Source organism: Arthrobacter sp. zg-Y769, assembly GCF_020907405.1.
GTDB lineage: Bacteria > Actinomycetota > Actinomycetes > Actinomycetales > Micrococcaceae > Arthrobacter_B.
Genome location: NZ_JAJJOE010000004.1, coordinates 482,427 through 497,324, shown reverse-complemented (window position 1 = coordinate 497,324; position 14,898 = coordinate 482,427). Strand labels below are relative to the sequence as shown.

Here is a 14,898-nt window from a genome sequence, read left to right as displayed (position 1 = left end):
GGGGGAAATTCACGTGTTGCCGCGTGCCTTCCTCAACGGCAGTTTGCCGGTGATTGAAAACAGTCTCGATATAAGGTCTCTACTTCATGTGTAAAACGACCGGTAAGTCCCATACCCGGGGTGCCTTTGCAGCCCCGGCAGGGCCCGAAGTCAGTTCCCCGCCGCCCGCGGAAGAATCCGCCCGGTCCTTCTAGGACGCCGGCGCAGGGCCGTCAGTGGCCGGCGTACCACCCCGGCAGCGCGTTGCAATCCCCGCGGGTGCCCGGAGTTTCCTTTCCGTCCGCAGAGCCCCCCCGCCAGCAGTGTCGGCAGCGGGCAGCAGTCCGTTGCCGGGCAAAAACAAAAGAAATTCCCCACGTGCTCTCAGCACACCTCGAATGGACCAACCGAAAGCAGGTGCAGGATGAATGTGCAGGCAGTAATCCAGCGCAACAATGTCCGGGTTCTGGGACGTACGGACGGTCCCGTGCTGCTTTTGGCACAGGGCTTTGGCTGCGACCAGGTGATCTGGAACCGGATTCTGCCGTTCTTCACGGACGCCTACAAAGTGGTCCTGTTCGATCATGTTGGAACCGGAGGCGCTGATCCGGAGGCTTACGACGACGCCAAATATGCTGACTTCGACGCTTTTCTGGCAGACCTGAACGAAATCATTGACGTGCTGGACCTGCACGACGCCACGGTCCTCGGGCACAGCATCGCCGGCACGATGGCGCTGGCGGCCGCAACGCGGAGCCCGAGGATTACGCGTCTTGTCCTGCTCTGCGCCTCGCCTTGCTACGTCAGCGACGAGGGATATTCCGGCGGGCTCCAGCCGGAGGACATCGAGGATGTCCTGAATACGGTGGAGACCAACTACCCGCTATGGGCACGGGCGATGGCGCCGGCAATAGCAGGCGAGGACCCCGGCTCCGTGGTCAGTGACGAACTGGCGGAGAACATGTGCCGGTTGCGTCCGGAGTACGTCCGGGGCTTCCTGGAGATGTCGTTCGCCGCGGATGTCCGGCAGCTGCTGCCCCAGGTGCTTGTTCCGACCCTGATCCTGCAGTCCCGGGGCGACCCGCTGACCCCGGAACCGGCGTCGTTGTTCCTGCATACCCACCTGCCCCAAAGCACGCGTGTGGACCTGAAAGCACGCGGGAACATGCCGCACCTTAGCTCTCCCCGGGAAACGGCGGGGGCCATTCTGGAGTACCTGGAGGCAGGTACCCGTGCCCAGCACTGACGGCAACCGGCACAAGGGCCAGGAAGGTACCGACCCCGCCGAGGGCACGGACTACGAGGAACACTTCCATGCGGCGGCCTCCGGATATCTCGTCCTCACCACGGACGGTACGATCCTCGATGTCAACCAGACACTGGCCTCCTGGACCGGGCGCTCCCGGGACGGACTGCTCGGCGGCAACATCCTTGACCTGATGCCGCTGGCCGACCAGGTGCTCTTCGCTTCCTACGCCGTACCGCAGCTCGCAGTGTCCGGGTGCTTCAACGAAATGGCGGCGGACCTGGTGTCTGCGGACGGGGAGCGCATCCCGGTCCTGCTCTCAGGTGTGCGCTCCGAAGACGACGACGACGGCGGGCACGGCACCGGCCTGGACCGGATTGCCGTCTTCAACGCCTCCGAACGCCGGCTCTACGAGCGGGAGCTGGTGGCTGCGCTGCGGAAAGCCGAGGCGGCGGAAGCAGCACGGGCCGCAGCCGAGGAGGAAATCCGGCAAAAGCAGAAGGCACTCGAGGAGAAGGACCGTGTCCTGCAGGCGAACCTTCTGGAAAGCAGGGAACGGGAGGCCCTGCTGGAATCCATACTGGACGCCGTCGACGTCGGACTGCTTGTGGTGGACCAGGAAGGGAACACCCTGCTCACCAACGCCCATCTGCATTCCAACTGGCGCCGCGCAATGGGAGACATTCCCATCACGGCAAAAGGACAAACCATTTTCGGGCCGGACCGGGTCACTCCCATCGAGCCCGCCGACAGCCCTGCTCGGCGAGCCGCCTCCGGCGAGTCCTTCTCGGATCAGCTGGTGTGGTTCGGTGCCGGTGAGCACGAGATGGCCCTCAATGTGTCGGCGCGGCCCATCAAAACCGAGGGATCCTTCTCCGGATCCGTCCTTGCCTTCAGCGATGTCAGCAGGCTGGTCCGGGCGGTGGCGGCACAGGAGGAGTTCGTGGCGAGTGTGTCGCATGAACTGCGGACCCCCCTGACCTCGATCATGGGCTACCTCGACCTCGCGCTGGATGAGGAAGGGTTGCCTCCGCAGGTGACGGTGGCGCTGCAGGTAGCGCTGCGCAACTCAGAACGGCTGCTGGCGCTGGTTTCCGATCTGCTGTCCGTTGCCTCCGGAGCCACCAAAATGGACCGCCGCCCGGCGGATCTGGCCGACATTGTGCGGGCAGGCGTGGTGTCGGTATCCCCGAAGGCCGGTGCGGGACGGGTGGACCTGGTGACGGAGATTCCGGCCTCCCTGACGGCGGACGTTGATCCCCAGCGCCTGGCGCAGGTGGTCGATAATCTGCTGTCCAACGCCGTGAAGTACTCGCCCGGCGGGGGAACGGTGACTGTTCGGCTCTGGCAGGACGAGCAGTCGATCCGTCTCCAGGTGACTGACACCGGGATCGGAATGAGCGAGGCCGAACAGGAAAAGGTGTTCACCAAGTTCTTCAGGTCCCGCCGTGCCGTGGCCTCGGCCGTGCCCGGCGTCGGGCTGGGCCTGGTGATCACCAAGAATATTGTGGAATCGCACGGGGGAGAGCTGAGCTTCGTCAGCAGCCCGGGGCAGGGAAGCGAGTTTACGGTGTCCCTGCCGAAGGTCCCCGGGACAGCAGCCGGGATCAGTCCCGCTCGGTGAGCTTGTGCAGCAGGTCCGAAAGGTTCCGCAGTTCGGCCGGACTCCAGTCCCGCAGCCTGTCCCGCAGCGGGGATTGTTTCGCGGTGTGCACGCCTTCGAAGCGGACCCGGCCCTCGGCGGTCAGGTCCAACAGCTGGGCCCGTCCGTCGGAGGGATCGGCCCGACGGACCACCAGGCCCAGCGTCTCCAGCTGGGACACGGTCCGGCTGAGCAGCGCCTTGTCCACCTGAAGGGCTTCGGCCACGCTGCCCTGCTGGCGCTCCCCGCCGGGGTACAGGGTCATCAGGACCGTGTACCCCAGCGGCTGCAGGCTTGGATGGACGGCCGCGGCTGCATCCTTGAAGGTCCGCCGCGCGGCGGCAAGCATGACCGAGAACTGGCGTTCCACCTCCAGGACCGAGGACTCGAAGGTGATGCTCCCAGCGTCCCCGGCTGCCGGCGTCGTCACCCTAACCGTTGTTCTTTCCGGAAGGAGCATCCTTTCCGGAAGGGACGTCCGGGTCGGACGGAACGTCCTCTCCGGCAGGAACGTCCTCTCCGGCAGGAACGTCCTCTCCGGCAGGGACGTCCGGGTTCTGGCCGGCGGCCTCTTCGGACACGGCGGCTACCGTCCCGGCAGTGTTCCCTGCCGCGGAGGCTGCGGCCTCGGCTTCGGCCTGCATCTTCTCGTGCCGGGTCAGGCTGCCCAGCGGCAGGTTTGGCAGGAAGAGCACAGCCAACAGGGTCAGGACGCCCAGCGGAGCGGCGATCATGAAGATGTGCGCCACGGAGGAGCCGTACACCGATTCCACGATGAGGCGCACCGACTCGGGCAGGGAATTCACATCCGGGATGCTGCCGGAACCCAGGGAAGCGGCCACCGCCTTGCCCTCCTCGCCGAGCGCGCCGATGGCGGCCGTCAGCTCGCCCTGCTTCTCGGCCAGCCGGTCGGCCACCTGGGTCGCCAGCACGGCGCCCAGCGCGGAAACCCCGACGGTGCCGCCGATGGTGCGGAAGAAGTTGATGCTGGAGCTGGCGACGCCGAGGTCCCGGGTGGGAACGTCGTTCTGCACCACGAGCACCAGGTTCTGCATCACCATGCCCACGCCGGCGCCCAGCAGGAACATGTACAGGGAGACCAGCCAGAAATCGGTGTCGTATTCGATGGTGCCCATCAGGACCAGCCCGGCGGTGAGCAGTACCGACCCGACCACCACGTAGGCCTTCCACTTGCCGGTCTTGGTGATCATCCGGCCCACCAGTGTGGAGATGATCAGGAGGCCCGCCATCATTGGAATGGTCATCAGCCCGGACATGGTCGCGGAGGCGCCGCGTGCCAGCTGCATGTACTGGGACAGGAAGACGGTGGTGCCGAACATGGCGACGCCGACGGCGAGCGATCCGATCACCGAGAAGGTGAAGGTCCGGTTGCGGAACAGGCTCAGCGGAATCAGCGGCTCCGCTGCTGATCGCTCCACGGCCACGAACGCGGCGAGGCCCAGCAGGGAGCCGCCCACCATCCATGCGGTGGCGGCACTGGCCCAGCCGAAGTCATTGCCCACCAGGGAGACCCAGATGAGCAGGCAGGACACGGACGCCGAAAGCAGCACGATGCCGGCGTAGTCGATCTGCACCTTTCGCTTCTTCAGCGGGGGCAGGTGCAGGGTCTTCTGGATCATTACCAGTGCGACGGCGGCCAGCGGCACCGCCACGTAGAAGTTCCAGCGCCAGTTCACGGTGTCCGTGATGACACCGCCGATCAGCGGCCCGCCCACGGTGGACAGGGCCATCACGGCACCGAACAGGCCCATGTAGCGGCCGCGCTCCCGCGGGGAAACAATGTCCGCCATCACGATCTGGGTCAGCGCCCCGAGGCCGCCGGCGCCGATGCCCTGGATCACGCGCATGGCAATGAGCCAGTCGGTGTTCTGCGCGAAACCTGCTGCGGCACTGGCGACAATAAAGATGATCAGGGCCAGCTGGATCAGGACCTTGCGGTTGAGCAGGTCAGCGAGCTTGCCCCAGACCGGGGTCGAGACCGCGGTGGCCAGCAGGGTGGCGGTGACCACCCAGGTGAAGGCGGCCTGGTCGCCGTCGAGGTCCGAAATGATCACCGGCAGCGAGGTGCTCACCACCGTGTTGGCCAGCATGGAGACGAACATGCCCAGCAACAGGCCGGTCAGGGCCTGGAGGACGGCGCGGTGCTTTCGTTTTGCCTCCGCCCGCGCCTCCGCTCGGGTTGCGGGGAAAGCGCCCTGCCGGGCAGGGGAAACGGACATGCGTACTCCAAAAGGCCGAAACAATGGTCAAAAGTTGATTTAAATCAACGTTACGTCCGGGCTTTTTGCCGTCCTGACCATATGCGCCCCCTGGTGACCGATCTCATGGGGAAAGGTGACGAGGTCCTCTTCCAGCCTCCCGATCGGGAGCGAGCAACGGCGAACCCGGGGCACAATGAAAGGTGGTTGAGATTCCACTTCCCAAGGGGCGCCGATGAGCAATACCGACCATGGTTCGTCCACCTTCACGCCGCGTCATCCCGGTCCGGAGCCGCGGATCCGGGTGTCCCGGGACGCGCTGAGGGCCTCACTCTGGTTCTGGCCCACCTGCGCCTCGCTTGCAGCGGTGCTGCTGACCCTGCTGCTGCTGCGGGTCCGCCCGGGGGACGACGCCGCGTGGGCGCGCTGGATCTGGCCTACCGGCGTCGACGCGGCGAGCAGCCTGCTGCAGACCGTGGCCACCAGCGTTATGACCGCCGCCACCGTGACCTTCTCGCTGACCGTGGTGGCCCTCCAGCTGGCCTCGCAGCAGTTTTCGCCCCGCCTGCTGCGTGAGTTCGCCCGGGATTCCCGCACCCAGGCCATTTTGGGTGTGCTGATGGGGACCTTCATGGTCTCCATCACCGGCCTGCACGGCATGGACGCGGACCGGCCCGTCCCCGTGCTGGTGGTGGGGCTGGTCTACATACTGGGAATTGCCAGCGGTGTGGTGCTGCTGCTGTTTATTGGGCACATCACCCGGTCCCTGCGGGTGGACACCATGATGCTCAACGCGCACCAGGGCTGCCTGGCCGTGCTGCGCGACACCTATCCGGAGTCCGAAACCGGCGAGGTGCAGGACTTTCCCGTGCCCGACGGCGGCACTCCGGTTCCGGCCGGGAGCAGCGGGATCGTGCAGGCAGTGCACGCAAAGCCCCTGGTCCAGGTGCTGCAGCGCCACGGGCTGACTCTGCGGATCGAGGTGCAGCCGGGTGACCACGTCACCATCGGAACGCCCGTGGCGAGGGCCTGGAGCGACGACGGCGTCCCGGTGCCGCCGGGTGCCGTGCGGGCCGCCTTGGCGGAAGCCCTGGAGATCGGCTACGAACGCACTCCGGAGCAGGATGCCGCGCTGGGGCTGCGCCAGCTGACGGACATCGCCGTGAAGGCTACTTCCCCGAGCATCAACGATCCGATCACCGCCGCGCACGCCCTGGGCTACTGCGCGGACCTCCTGGTGGATATCTCGCGCCGGCGGCTGGGCCCGGAGGGAGAAAAGGACAGCGACGGCGTACTGCGCCTGGTCACCGTGGGCCGCGACTACCGGTATTTCATGGACCTGGTCTGCGGGCCGGTCCGCCGCTTCGCCCATTCGGAGCCGATTGTGCTCACCGCCGTGCAGCGCCTGCTGCGTGACTGCGCAGCCAATGCGGTCAATGATGACCAGCGCGAGGAGATCCGCCGGCAGTCCTCACTGGTGCTGGAGAACACGGCACGGGATTTGGCGGTGGCTGACAGACAGGAAGTCCGCGACATGGCCCGACGGGTGGAGGAAGCCCTGGCCGGGGACCTGGAGTCCGCCTTTGCGGACCGGGCGGGCGAGACCCGGTCGGTTTAGGGGACGAATCCCGGGGTGCCGCAGGGCGGCCTGGCGCGGAGCTCCCCGTCGTCGCGCATTGCTGCAGGACACGGTATCTAGTGAGCAGATAACGGGGTAATTCCGCGGGGATAAGCCCGTTATCTGCTCACCCGTTCACCTGGGACCTGTCAGCAAAGATGGATGTGCCTGTTACAGCAGCTCCATGGCCAGCACGAAAATACCCATCACCAGCACGAAGAACCCGAAGCCCCGGCGCAGCGCCGCCTCCGGAATCCGGCCCACCAGGCGGGCGCCGAGCAGCGACCCGACCATGGCCGCGGCGGTGACGCCGCCCACCAGGGTCCAGTCCAGCGACACCGTGGTGAGGTAGCCGGCCAGTCCGGCGAAGGACTTCATGGCAATGACCACCAGCGAGGTTCCCACCGCCACGGGCATGGAGAGCCCGCCCAGCAGGGCCAGCGCCGGGACCACCAGGAACCCGCCGCCGGCTCCCACCAGCCCGGTCACCAGGCCGACTATCAGGCCTTCGCCAATAACCTTCCCCACCGGGAGCTCCTGGGTGGAGGGCGCGGCGGCACCGCTCTTGCGCCCGCGGATCATGGCCGCCGAGGTGGCAATCATCATCAGGGCGAAAGCGACCATCAGCACCGTCCCCGGAATGTGCCCGCCGAGCAGTCCGCCGGCAAATGCCCCGGCCATGCCGGCGGCCCCGAAAAGCAGCCCGGTGCGCCACTTCACCCGGCCCCTGCGTGCGTGTCCGACGGCACTGACGGCCGACGTCGCGCCCACCACGAACAGTGAAGCGGCGATGGCTTCCCGGGAGCTGAGTCCGGCAACGTAGGTCAGGATCGGAACGGTGAGGATGGAACCGCCGCCGCCGAGCAGGCCGAGCGAAAGCCCGATCAGCACTGAAAGCAGCAGGGTCGCGGCGAGGGTAACGGTCATGGATGGTGTCCTTGGTGGTGCTGGCTGCGTGCCGGACGGCGGCTGGAGCGCCGAGTGGCGGCGCTTAGCGGACGGCGGGCAACTGGCTGATGGCCGACTGCGCGGTGGGTTCGGAGGCAGCCTTATTCCACGGCATCTTCGACAGGGCCTGGCCCATGGCGCAGGTGTTGGTTGCAGCGGAGAACGTCAGCCCCGCACCGATGCCCCCGGCGAGCAGGCGCAGCTTGGGGGAAACAAACCGGCCGCCGGCGAGGCCGGCGATCACCAGGGAGCCTGCGGCCATCCGGACCTGGCGTTCCATCGACCAGCGCTGCGCGCCGCGGACGACGTCGCCGCCGGCCGCCGCGAAACCGGGCACACCGCCGGTGAGGACCTGGGCGGAGTTGATGCCGGCACCGGCGAGGCGCCCGCGGGCCTGTTCGGCGCGGACGCCGGACTGGCAGGCCAGCACCACGCGGCTGCCCAGACGCTCGGCCACTTCGTCTGCGTGTTCGGCCAGCAGCGGCAGCGGCACGTTGTAGGAGCCGGGAATGTGCATGCTCTCGAACTCGGCGGCGGAGCGGACATCGAGGATTACGAGGTCCTCGTGCCGGGTCATCCAGTTCTGCAGGGTGGCGGCGTCAAGCGCGGTGGTGGCGGAGGTGGAGGAAGACATGAGGGCTCATTTCTGGAGGGTGGAAACTGGAAGGGGGGGGGGTAAACCCCGGGGGGTATACTGCTGGAAAGATCCATTGGAGGAGAGTCCATGCAGCTCGACAACAGCGAACTCGCGCCCGTCGTCAACCGGCTCAAGCGGGCCCAGGGCCAGTTGGCCGCCGTCACCCGGATGCTCGAGGAGGGGCGGGACTGCAAGGATATCGTCACGCAGCTCGCCGCCGTCTCGAAGGCCCTGGACAAGGCGGGGTTCGCGATCATCGCGGCCGGGCTGGAACAGTGCCTGAGGAGCGAAGACGGCACGATGGACAAGAAAGACCTGGAAAAGCTCTTCCTGTCACTGGCCTAAGCGCTAAGCGCTCCGGTCTGAGCGGATCCAGCCGGCGTAGCTGCCGTCCAGTTCGAGGACGTCGTATCCGGCACGGCGCAGGGTACTGGCGGCCACGGAGTTCCGCACACCGCTCTGGCAGTACGTCACGATGGTCCCCTCGGCGGGCAGCTGGTCCAGGTTCCACAGCACCCGGCCGGCGCTGAGCTGCCGGGAGCCGGGGATGTGCCCGGCCGAGTGCTCGGTGCGGTTGCGGACGTCCAGGACCAGGGCGGCGTCGAACCCTTCCAGTTCCTCCGGCTGGATCAGCCGCGGCGTGGTCTGCGGAAGACCGTCCAGGCTGGTGATGTAGCCGGCCACCCGGTCGACGCCGACGCGGACCAGCTGGTCCCACATTTCCTGCGCGGCGTCCTGGTCGGATGCGAGCAGCACCAGCGGGCGCTCGTCGGTTTCGGGATCAACGGCCCACGCGCCGAAGCTGGCGGTCTTCTTGCCGGCCGGGATGTTCAGCGCCCCGGCCACGGTGCCCCAATGCACCTCCGTGTGCGGACGGGTGTCCACGAACGTGGCGGTGTCCTGCGCGAGGCGGCGTGCGACGTCGTCGGCGGCAAGTCCCGGCAGCGGGGCGCGGTCGCCCATCACCGCCGGTCCCTGCCGGTTTTCGCGCTTCATCCGGCCGAAGTAGGCATGCGCGTCGGGCTGGCCGTCGAGCAGTTCGTCCACGAAGCCCTGTTCATCGCCGGCGGCGAGGTGCTTGCCCCACCAGGCATAGAGGCGTTCGTAGCCCACGGTGGTGGAGGGCAGCGCGCCCAGCGCCTTGCCGCAGGCGCTGCCCGAGCCGTGGCCGGGGTAGACCTGGACGTGGTCCGGCAGGGAAAGGAACTTCTCCTGCAGGCTGCGGAAGATCTGCCGGGCACCTTCGAAGCGGGTGTCGACGCCGCCGGCTGCCTCGTCCAGCAGGTCGGGCCGGCCCAGGTCCCCGGAAAACACGAAGTCGCCGGAGAGCAGGTAGCCGGGTGTGTCGGCAAAGGCGCCGTCGGTCACCAGGAAGGAGAGGTGTTCGGGGGTGTGGCCCGGGGTGTGCAGCGCCTTGAGGGTGACGTTGCCGAGGCGGATCGTGTCGCCGTCGTGCAGGCGGGCGGCCTCGAACCGGTACTGCCAGTCCCTGCCGCCCTCACCCGAAACGTACATCTCGGCACCGGTGGCGGCGGCCAGCTCGCGCGTGCCGGAGAGGTAATCGGCGTGAATGTGCGTTTCGGTGACAGCGGCAATACGCAGGCCGTTCGCGGCCGCGAGTCGCAGGTAGGTGCTGATGTCGCGGCGGGCGTCCACCACCACGGCCTCGCCGGTGCGCTGGCAGCCGATGAGGTAGCTGGCCTGGGCCAGGTCCTCGTCGTAGATGCGCTCGAGCAGCATGGGTCTCCTTGAGTGTCTATCTGATACCCCTAGGGGTATAGGTTCACAGCCACCGTAATACCCATGGGGGTATAGCGCAAACTTGACCGCACGATATAAACGGACCGGGACCCAGGCGGTGGCTGGGGAGATCGGGTTGCCGACGCCGCTTCCGCCGGCCCCGCTGATCGAGGTGGTGCAGCTCTACGAACCCGGGGTCCTCGTGGAAATTGAAGCCACTGCCGTGCTGGATTAGTCCGCGGCGAGCCGTGCCTCCGGTCAGCGGAAGCATGGCTGTGGCAGGCTGTCGCCATGGAAACCAGTACGGGCATCCCCGCATGGCCTTCGGTCGAGCCGCAGTATGCCAACGTGAGGCTGCGCGCGTTCCGGGACACCGACGTCGGGATGGCCATGGACCTGGCCCAGGACAAGTACGTCCCCACGGTGGGAACCCTTCCGGCGCGGGCAACCCACGGGCAGGCCTTGGAGTGGCTGGAACAGCAGCGGCAGCGGCACACCGCGGGAACAGGCTTTTCCTTTGCCGTCGCGGACGCCGAAACCGACCGGTGCGTGGGGCAGATTGGACTCTGGGGGTGGGAGCTGCAGCACGGCCGTGCCCAGGCCGGCTACGGCATCATGCCGACCGCCCGGGGCCACCGGTTTGCCGCCCACGCCCTGCGGGCACTGCTGGATTTCGCCTGGAGCATTCCGGAACTGCACCGCGTGGAAGCGTACATCGAGCCGTGGAACGCCGCATCGATCCGGTCGGCCGAACTTGCCGGCTTCGAGCGGGAGGGACTGCTGCGCAGCTATATGGAGATTTCCGGGCAGCGCCGGGACCTGCTTATTTATGCTGCCGTGCGGGAACACAAGGGGTAGTTGGCGGCCGGGGCGGTGCGCAATCGTCCGCTTCCGTGCACGCTGACCCCTTGTCCGTTGACTCTGTCCCCGGGGCAAGCGGACAGTTGAGGCATGCCAGGCATCGCCGCACCCCTCTGGGACAGGCTGACCGAGACCGTCCAATCGGGCTGGTGCCCGGGGCTGGTGGCCGGCGTCCGGGTCAACGGGCAGACCGAAATCTTCGCCACCGGCGCCCTGGACCTGGAGCAGTCCGGGCCGATGAGCGAGGACACGCCGTTCCGGATCTCCTCGCTGAGCAAGCTGGTCGGCGGAGCCCTGGCCATGAGCCTAGTGGCGGACGGGACGATAGGTTTGGACGACGAAGTCGGCCGTTGGCTGCCCGCGCTCGCCAACCTGCGGGTCCTGGCCACCCCGGACGCCCCGCTGACCCTGACGGTCCCGGCCCGCGGTCCCGTCACCGTGCGCCACCTGCTGACTTTCACTGCAGGACTGGGTATCGACTTTGACCCGACCCCGTATGTGGCGGCAACCCAGGATTTCCTTTGGGGCCCCAATCCTCCGGACATGACCCCCGAGGAGTACCTCACGCGGCTCGGCAGCCTGCCGCTGGCCTATCAGCCGGGGGAGCGCTGGATGTACCACGCCAGCGCGGACGTACTCTCGGTCCTGCTTGCCGCCGCCGCCGTCACACCCCTGGGCCAGTTGGTGCAGGACCGGATCAGCGTCCCGTTCGGGCTCACCGGCACCGGCTTCCCCACCGGAACCGAACAGTTCCCGGGAGTGTATGCGGCCAACGACGACGGCGGGCTGTTCGAAGCGGTCTCCTACCGGGATGCGCTGGCGTGCCCGCCGAAGTTTGCCTCCCTGGGCGGCGGCATGGTCTCCACCGTGCCGGACTTCCTGCGCTTCCTTGCCGGACTGGCGGATGACACGGTGCTGCCCGCCGAACTGCGGCATCAGATGACCGTGGACCAGTTGACCTCTCCGCAGCAGGTGGGTATGGCCGAAATGGCCGGCCCGGAGGAGTCCTGGGGCTTTATGACCGCGGTGCAGACCGGCCTTGGCCAGCCGTGGTCCGAGCCCGGCATGTGGGGCTGGGCCGGCGGGTCCGGAACCAGCGCCGCGGTCTATCCGGGCGGGGACATCGGCGTCGTCTTCACCCAGCGGTTCCTGGGCAGCCCGCAGGAGCACTTCGACTTTTTCTGGGAGCCGTTCGGGGAGCTGCGGGGGAGTCTGTAGCCGCTGAGCGACGACGGCGCCTGCAGCGCCGAAGCCGTCTCTTTAGGCGAAGTGGGTTGCCACTTTGGCTGCGGTCACCGATTCGACCAGCCGTTCAGCCAGGGTGCGGAGCTTGATGTTCTGGTGGCTGGACGCCCGGCGGAGAATGCCGAAGGCCTCCTCCTGGCTGCAGCGGTTCTGGCCGGCCACGATACCGACGGCGACGTCGATGGCCGTGCGGGATTCCATTGCCTTGCGCAGATCGTCGCTGACGTCCATGTGGTTGGCGATCTGAACGGCAACCTGCAGCGTCACGGCCGCTTCCATGGCATATTCCTGGGCCGCCGTCACGAAACCGTCGGTGAAGATGCCGGTGCTCTTGCCGTAGAGGTTCAGGGCCGCGCCGCCGTCGTCGCCAATGAGCAGCGGTACGGCGAGCATGGACTGACAGCCCCGGGCGTGGATGGCCTCGAAATACTCGATCCAGCGGGAACCCGTGCGGGTATCCGGCACCACCGTCGTCTCTCCACTCTCCGCTGCGTACAGGCACGGCCCGTCGCCATAGCCGTACTGGAGTTCATCGAGCTCATTGGCCTGCGGGCTGCTGCTGGCCACGGTCTGGGCTTTTTTGTCCCGCTTCAGGGTGATGCTGCAGAGCAACTGGTCGGGATCACTGAAAAGTTCGGCTGCCTGCCCGGCGAAAGCCTGCAGGAAAAGTTCCATGCCCGGGTTGTCGAGAATGAGTTGCTGGAGCTGTGCCGCAACTGAGGTTCCACGAGTGAGGGCAGTCATTGCACCAGCTTACCCAAAGCACTTCTCCGTCCCACGGTGCGGGTCTGGGCCGGGAGTACGCCCCGGGGTGTGAGGGACGGCGCCGTCTAGCCGAACGGCCGTCCGCCGCCCGGGCAGAAACCTTACGATGGGTGCCGGACTGCAGCGGGAAAATATTCCGGCGTGAAAACTTGACCCTGACACAGTGGCAGGCGGGAGAACTGAGACATGTTAACCATCGGAGCCTTCGCGCAGATCGGCCAGGTGACCCACCGTATGCTGCGGCACTGGGACACCGCCGGGCTGCTCGTACCGGCCCACGTGGACGAGTTCAGCGGCTACCGCTCCTACGATCCCTCCCAGCTGGAACGGCTGCACCGGATCGTCGCCCTCCGCCAACTCGGCTTCGGCCTGGAGGAAGTTGCCTCCATTCTCGATGCCGGAGTCGACGCCGACCGGATTGCCCGGATGCTTCGCATCCGGCGGGCCGAAGTGGAGAGCGAACAACGGACGGCGGCCGCCCGGCTCCTCGACGTGGAGCGGCGGCTCCACCTCATTGAAAAGGAAAAGGCCATGTCAAAGATAGAAATCGTCCAGAAATCCCTACCCGCGGTCCGTCTGGCCGCCCGCACCGCCGTCGTCTCCGAACAGCATGAAGTCGCCGCCGTCGTCGGGCCGTTGTTCGACGCCGTCGCCGAGGCCCTGGCACCCACCGGCGCGTCCCTGGATAAGCCGGTCGCCCAGTACGAGATGAGCGAAAACGGCATGCACGTCATTGCCGGGTATGCCACCTCTTCCGCAGCGCCCGACGGCGTGGAGGTGGTGGACCTGCCGTCCACCCCGACCGCCATCTGCGGTGTTCACCTCGGCAGCATGGACCGCATAGGGGAAAGCTGGCAGGCGGTACACACCGAGACCATCGCCCGCGGTTTTGTTCTCTCGGGCCCGTGCCGGGAGGTGTACATCCGCGCGGTCTCCGATGACCAGGCGGACTGGGTCACGGAGCTGCAGCAGCCCGTCCAGCCGGCGTAAGCCGCGGACCGGCACCGCGGACCAGCCGCCGCGTGCCGATCCGCGGAACAACCTGGCTTAGACGTTGTAGACCTTCCCGGCGGTGATGCCGCCGTCGACCACGAACTCCGCGCCCGTGGAGAAGCTGGACTCATCACTGGCCAGGAACAGGACAACACTGGTGACCTCCTCCGGCGCGGCCGGCCGCGTGAGGGTGGTTTCGGTGAAGTCGATCGGCTTCTGCCGGCCCATCGCGGCGGTCATCGGGGTCTGAATAGAGCCGGGGTGCACCGAGTTCACCCGCACGTGGGCCGCTGCCAGTTCCAATGCCACGGACTTCGTCAGCCCCCGGAGGCCGAACTTCGATGCCGTGTAGCCGTGCATTCCGGCAATACCCTCCAGCCCGGCGGTGGAGGAGATGTTGATGACCGACGCCGGAGCGGAGGCCTTCAGTGCCTCGACTGCCGCCGAGATGCCCAGGAAGGGGCCGGTCAGGTTGATGTCCAGCACCCGCTGCCAGCGTTCCACCGGGTATTGGCCGATGGCGCCGCCGTCGAGGATGCCGGCGTTGTTCACCAGGACGTTGAGCCCGCCGAAGGCATCCACGGTGGCTGCCACGGCGGCGGCCCAGTCTTCCGCGCTGGTGACGTTCAAATGTACGTAGCGGGCGGCGTCGCCCAGCTCCGCGGCCAGGGCAGCGCCGGCGTCGTCATTGATGTCGGCGATCATTACCTTGGCGCCTTCGCGCACGAAGGCCCGTGCATGGGAGGCACCCATACCGCTGGCTGCGCCGGTAATCAGGGCTATTTTGTCTTTGAGTCGTTCGCTCACGGTTGCATCTCCTGTTTTGGATTGCCGGTTTTCGCGGCACGTTCCCGCTGGGTGGGGCGGGGCCCGTTCCGATCGTACGGCGGCGGAATCCGCCAGAATCCGTTGTAAGCACCCCGTGTGGGCAGTGTCATAGCGCCGTGGAACCGCCGGAACATAATGTCGCCGGCCGGGACCGGGTCCGCGCGGGGACCCTCCCGC

The 14,898-nt window shown here is 67.1% G+C and carries 15 protein-coding genes; 8 read left to right on the top strand and 7 right to left on the bottom strand.

Annotated elements, in window-relative coordinates; translation table 11 throughout:
• Positions 1 to 409: 409 nt before the first annotated feature.
• Together LOC60_RS04605 and LOC60_RS16280 are read left to right on the top strand one after the other, a co-directional pair.
• Positions 410 to 1,225, top strand: coding sequence for an alpha/beta fold hydrolase (locus tag LOC60_RS04605; protein ID WP_230022672.1), 816 nt, complete (start codon positions 410 to 412; stop codon positions 1,223 to 1,225).
• On the top strand, positions 1,212 to 2,849 hold the full coding sequence (locus LOC60_RS16280; RefSeq protein ID WP_230022669.1) for an ATP-binding protein: 1,638 nt from the start codon (positions 1,212 to 1,214) through the stop codon (positions 2,847 to 2,849). The genes LOC60_RS04605 and LOC60_RS16280 overlap by 14 nt, the downstream gene beginning before the upstream one ends.
• Here the strand turns inward: LOC60_RS16280 and LOC60_RS16275 are convergent.
• The gene (locus LOC60_RS16275; protein ID WP_230022659.1) at positions 2,833 to 3,297 is read right to left on the bottom strand and encodes a MarR family winged helix-turn-helix transcriptional regulator; all 465 of its coding nucleotides are present in this window, start codon (positions 3,295 to 3,297) and stop codon (positions 2,833 to 2,835) included. The two genes, LOC60_RS16280 and LOC60_RS16275, sit on opposite strands and share 17 nt — an antisense overlap.
• Position 3,298: 1 nt before the next feature.
• Positions 3,299 to 5,107 carry an MDR family MFS transporter gene (locus LOC60_RS04590; RefSeq protein ID WP_269440140.1) on the bottom strand — a complete coding sequence of 603 codons (1,809 nt, stop codon included), beginning with the start codon at positions 5,105 to 5,107 and terminating at the stop codon, positions 3,299 to 3,301.
• 214 nt (positions 5,108 to 5,321) lie between these two features.
• On the opposite strand from LOC60_RS04590, the gene LOC60_RS04585 reads away from it, so the two are divergent.
• Complete coding sequence (locus LOC60_RS04585) at positions 5,322 to 6,704, top strand: DUF2254 domain-containing protein (RefSeq protein ID WP_230022657.1); 1,383 nt, start codon at positions 5,322 to 5,324, stop codon at positions 6,702 to 6,704.
• 171 nt (positions 6,705 to 6,875) lie between these two features.
• Here LOC60_RS04585 and LOC60_RS04580 read toward each other — a convergent pair whose 3' ends face one another.
• Positions 6,876 to 7,631 (bottom strand): sulfite exporter TauE/SafE family protein, encoded by a 756-nt coding sequence (locus LOC60_RS04580; protein WP_230022654.1) that lies wholly within the window; start codon positions 7,629 to 7,631, stop codon positions 6,876 to 6,878.
• Between the two features lie 64 nt (positions 7,632 to 7,695).
• On the bottom strand, positions 7,696 to 8,286 hold the full coding sequence (locus LOC60_RS04575) for a rhodanese-like domain-containing protein (protein ID WP_230022651.1): 591 nt from the start codon (positions 8,284 to 8,286) through the stop codon (positions 7,696 to 7,698).
• 90 nt (positions 8,287 to 8,376) lie between these two features.
• On the opposite strand from LOC60_RS04575, the gene LOC60_RS04570 reads away from it, so the two are divergent.
• Entirely contained in the window at positions 8,377 to 8,634 is a 258-nt protein-coding gene (locus LOC60_RS04570; protein ID WP_230022649.1) for a metal-sensitive transcriptional regulator, read from the top strand.
• 3 nt (positions 8,635 to 8,637) lie between these two features.
• Here LOC60_RS04570 and LOC60_RS04565 read toward each other — a convergent pair whose 3' ends face one another.
• On the bottom strand, positions 8,638 to 10,029 hold the full coding sequence (locus tag LOC60_RS04565; RefSeq protein ID WP_230022646.1) for an MBL fold metallo-hydrolase: 1,392 nt from the start codon (positions 10,027 to 10,029) through the stop codon (positions 8,638 to 8,640).
• An 82-nt stretch (positions 10,030 to 10,111) separates the two neighbouring features.
• Between LOC60_RS04565 and LOC60_RS04560 the strand changes: the two genes are divergently transcribed.
• From LOC60_RS04560 to LOC60_RS04550, 3 genes are all read left to right on the top strand, one after another.
• A complete protein-coding gene (locus LOC60_RS04560) occupies positions 10,112 to 10,264 on the top strand; it encodes a hypothetical protein (protein ID WP_230022644.1) in 153 nt (50 codons plus the stop codon).
• Positions 10,265 to 10,320: 56 nt separating this feature from the next.
• On the top strand, positions 10,321 to 10,887 hold the full coding sequence (locus LOC60_RS04555) for a GNAT family N-acetyltransferase (protein ID WP_230022641.1): 567 nt from the start codon (positions 10,321 to 10,323) through the stop codon (positions 10,885 to 10,887).
• A gap of 93 nt (positions 10,888 to 10,980) precedes the next feature.
• A complete protein-coding gene (locus tag LOC60_RS04550) occupies positions 10,981 to 12,108 on the top strand; it encodes a serine hydrolase domain-containing protein (protein ID WP_230022638.1) in 1,128 nt (375 codons plus the stop codon).
• Positions 12,109 to 12,150: 42 nt separating this feature from the next.
• Here the strand turns inward: LOC60_RS04550 and LOC60_RS04545 are convergent, their stop codons facing one another.
• Positions 12,151 to 12,879, bottom strand: coding sequence for a GAF and ANTAR domain-containing protein (locus tag LOC60_RS04545; protein WP_230022636.1), 729 nt, complete (start codon positions 12,877 to 12,879; stop codon positions 12,151 to 12,153).
• A gap of 207 nt (positions 12,880 to 13,086) precedes the next feature.
• Here LOC60_RS04545 and LOC60_RS04540 point away from each other — a divergent pair, with 207 nt between their 5' ends.
• Positions 13,087 to 13,890, top strand: a complete 804-nt coding sequence (locus tag LOC60_RS04540) for a MerR family transcriptional regulator (protein WP_230022634.1) — start codon at positions 13,087 to 13,089, stop codon at positions 13,888 to 13,890.
• 57 nt (positions 13,891 to 13,947) lie between these two features.
• Here the strand turns inward: LOC60_RS04540 and LOC60_RS04535 are convergent, their stop codons facing one another.
• Positions 13,948 to 14,700: a glucose 1-dehydrogenase gene (locus LOC60_RS04535; RefSeq protein WP_230022632.1), complete on the bottom strand. Its 753-nt coding sequence runs from the start codon at positions 14,698 to 14,700 to the stop codon at positions 13,948 to 13,950.
• Positions 14,701 to 14,898: the final 198 nt, after the last annotated feature.

Bases quoted from the DNA above. Each gene is read 5' to 3' on its own strand.
- LOC60_RS04590 (WP_269440140.1), bottom strand. From the start codon at position 5,107: ATGTCCGTTTCCCCTGCCCGGCAGGGCGCTTTCCCCGCAACCCGAGCG.
- LOC60_RS04585 (WP_230022657.1), top strand. From the start codon at position 5,322: ATGAGCAATACCGACCATGGTTCGTCCACCTTCACGCCGCGTCATCCC.
- LOC60_RS04580 (WP_230022654.1), bottom strand. From the start codon at position 7,631: ATGACCGTTACCCTCGCCGCGACCCTGCTGCTTTCAGTGCTGATCGGG.
- LOC60_RS04575 (WP_230022651.1), bottom strand. From the start codon at position 8,286: ATGTCTTCCTCCACCTCCGCCACCACCGCGCTTGACGCCGCCACCCTG.
- LOC60_RS04570 (WP_230022649.1), top strand. From the start codon at position 8,377: ATGCAGCTCGACAACAGCGAACTCGCGCCCGTCGTCAACCGGCTCAAG.
- LOC60_RS04565 (WP_230022646.1), bottom strand. From the start codon at position 10,029: ATGCTGCTCGAGCGCATCTACGACGAGGACCTGGCCCAGGCCAGCTAC.
- LOC60_RS04555 (WP_230022641.1), top strand. From the start codon at position 10,321: ATGGAAACCAGTACGGGCATCCCCGCATGGCCTTCGGTCGAGCCGCAG.
- LOC60_RS04550 (WP_230022638.1), top strand. From the start codon at position 10,981: ATGCCAGGCATCGCCGCACCCCTCTGGGACAGGCTGACCGAGACCGTC.
- LOC60_RS04545 (WP_230022636.1), bottom strand. From the start codon at position 12,879: ATGACTGCCCTCACTCGTGGAACCTCAGTTGCGGCACAGCTCCAGCAA.
- LOC60_RS04540 (WP_230022634.1), top strand. From the start codon at position 13,087: ATGTTAACCATCGGAGCCTTCGCGCAGATCGGCCAGGTGACCCACCGT.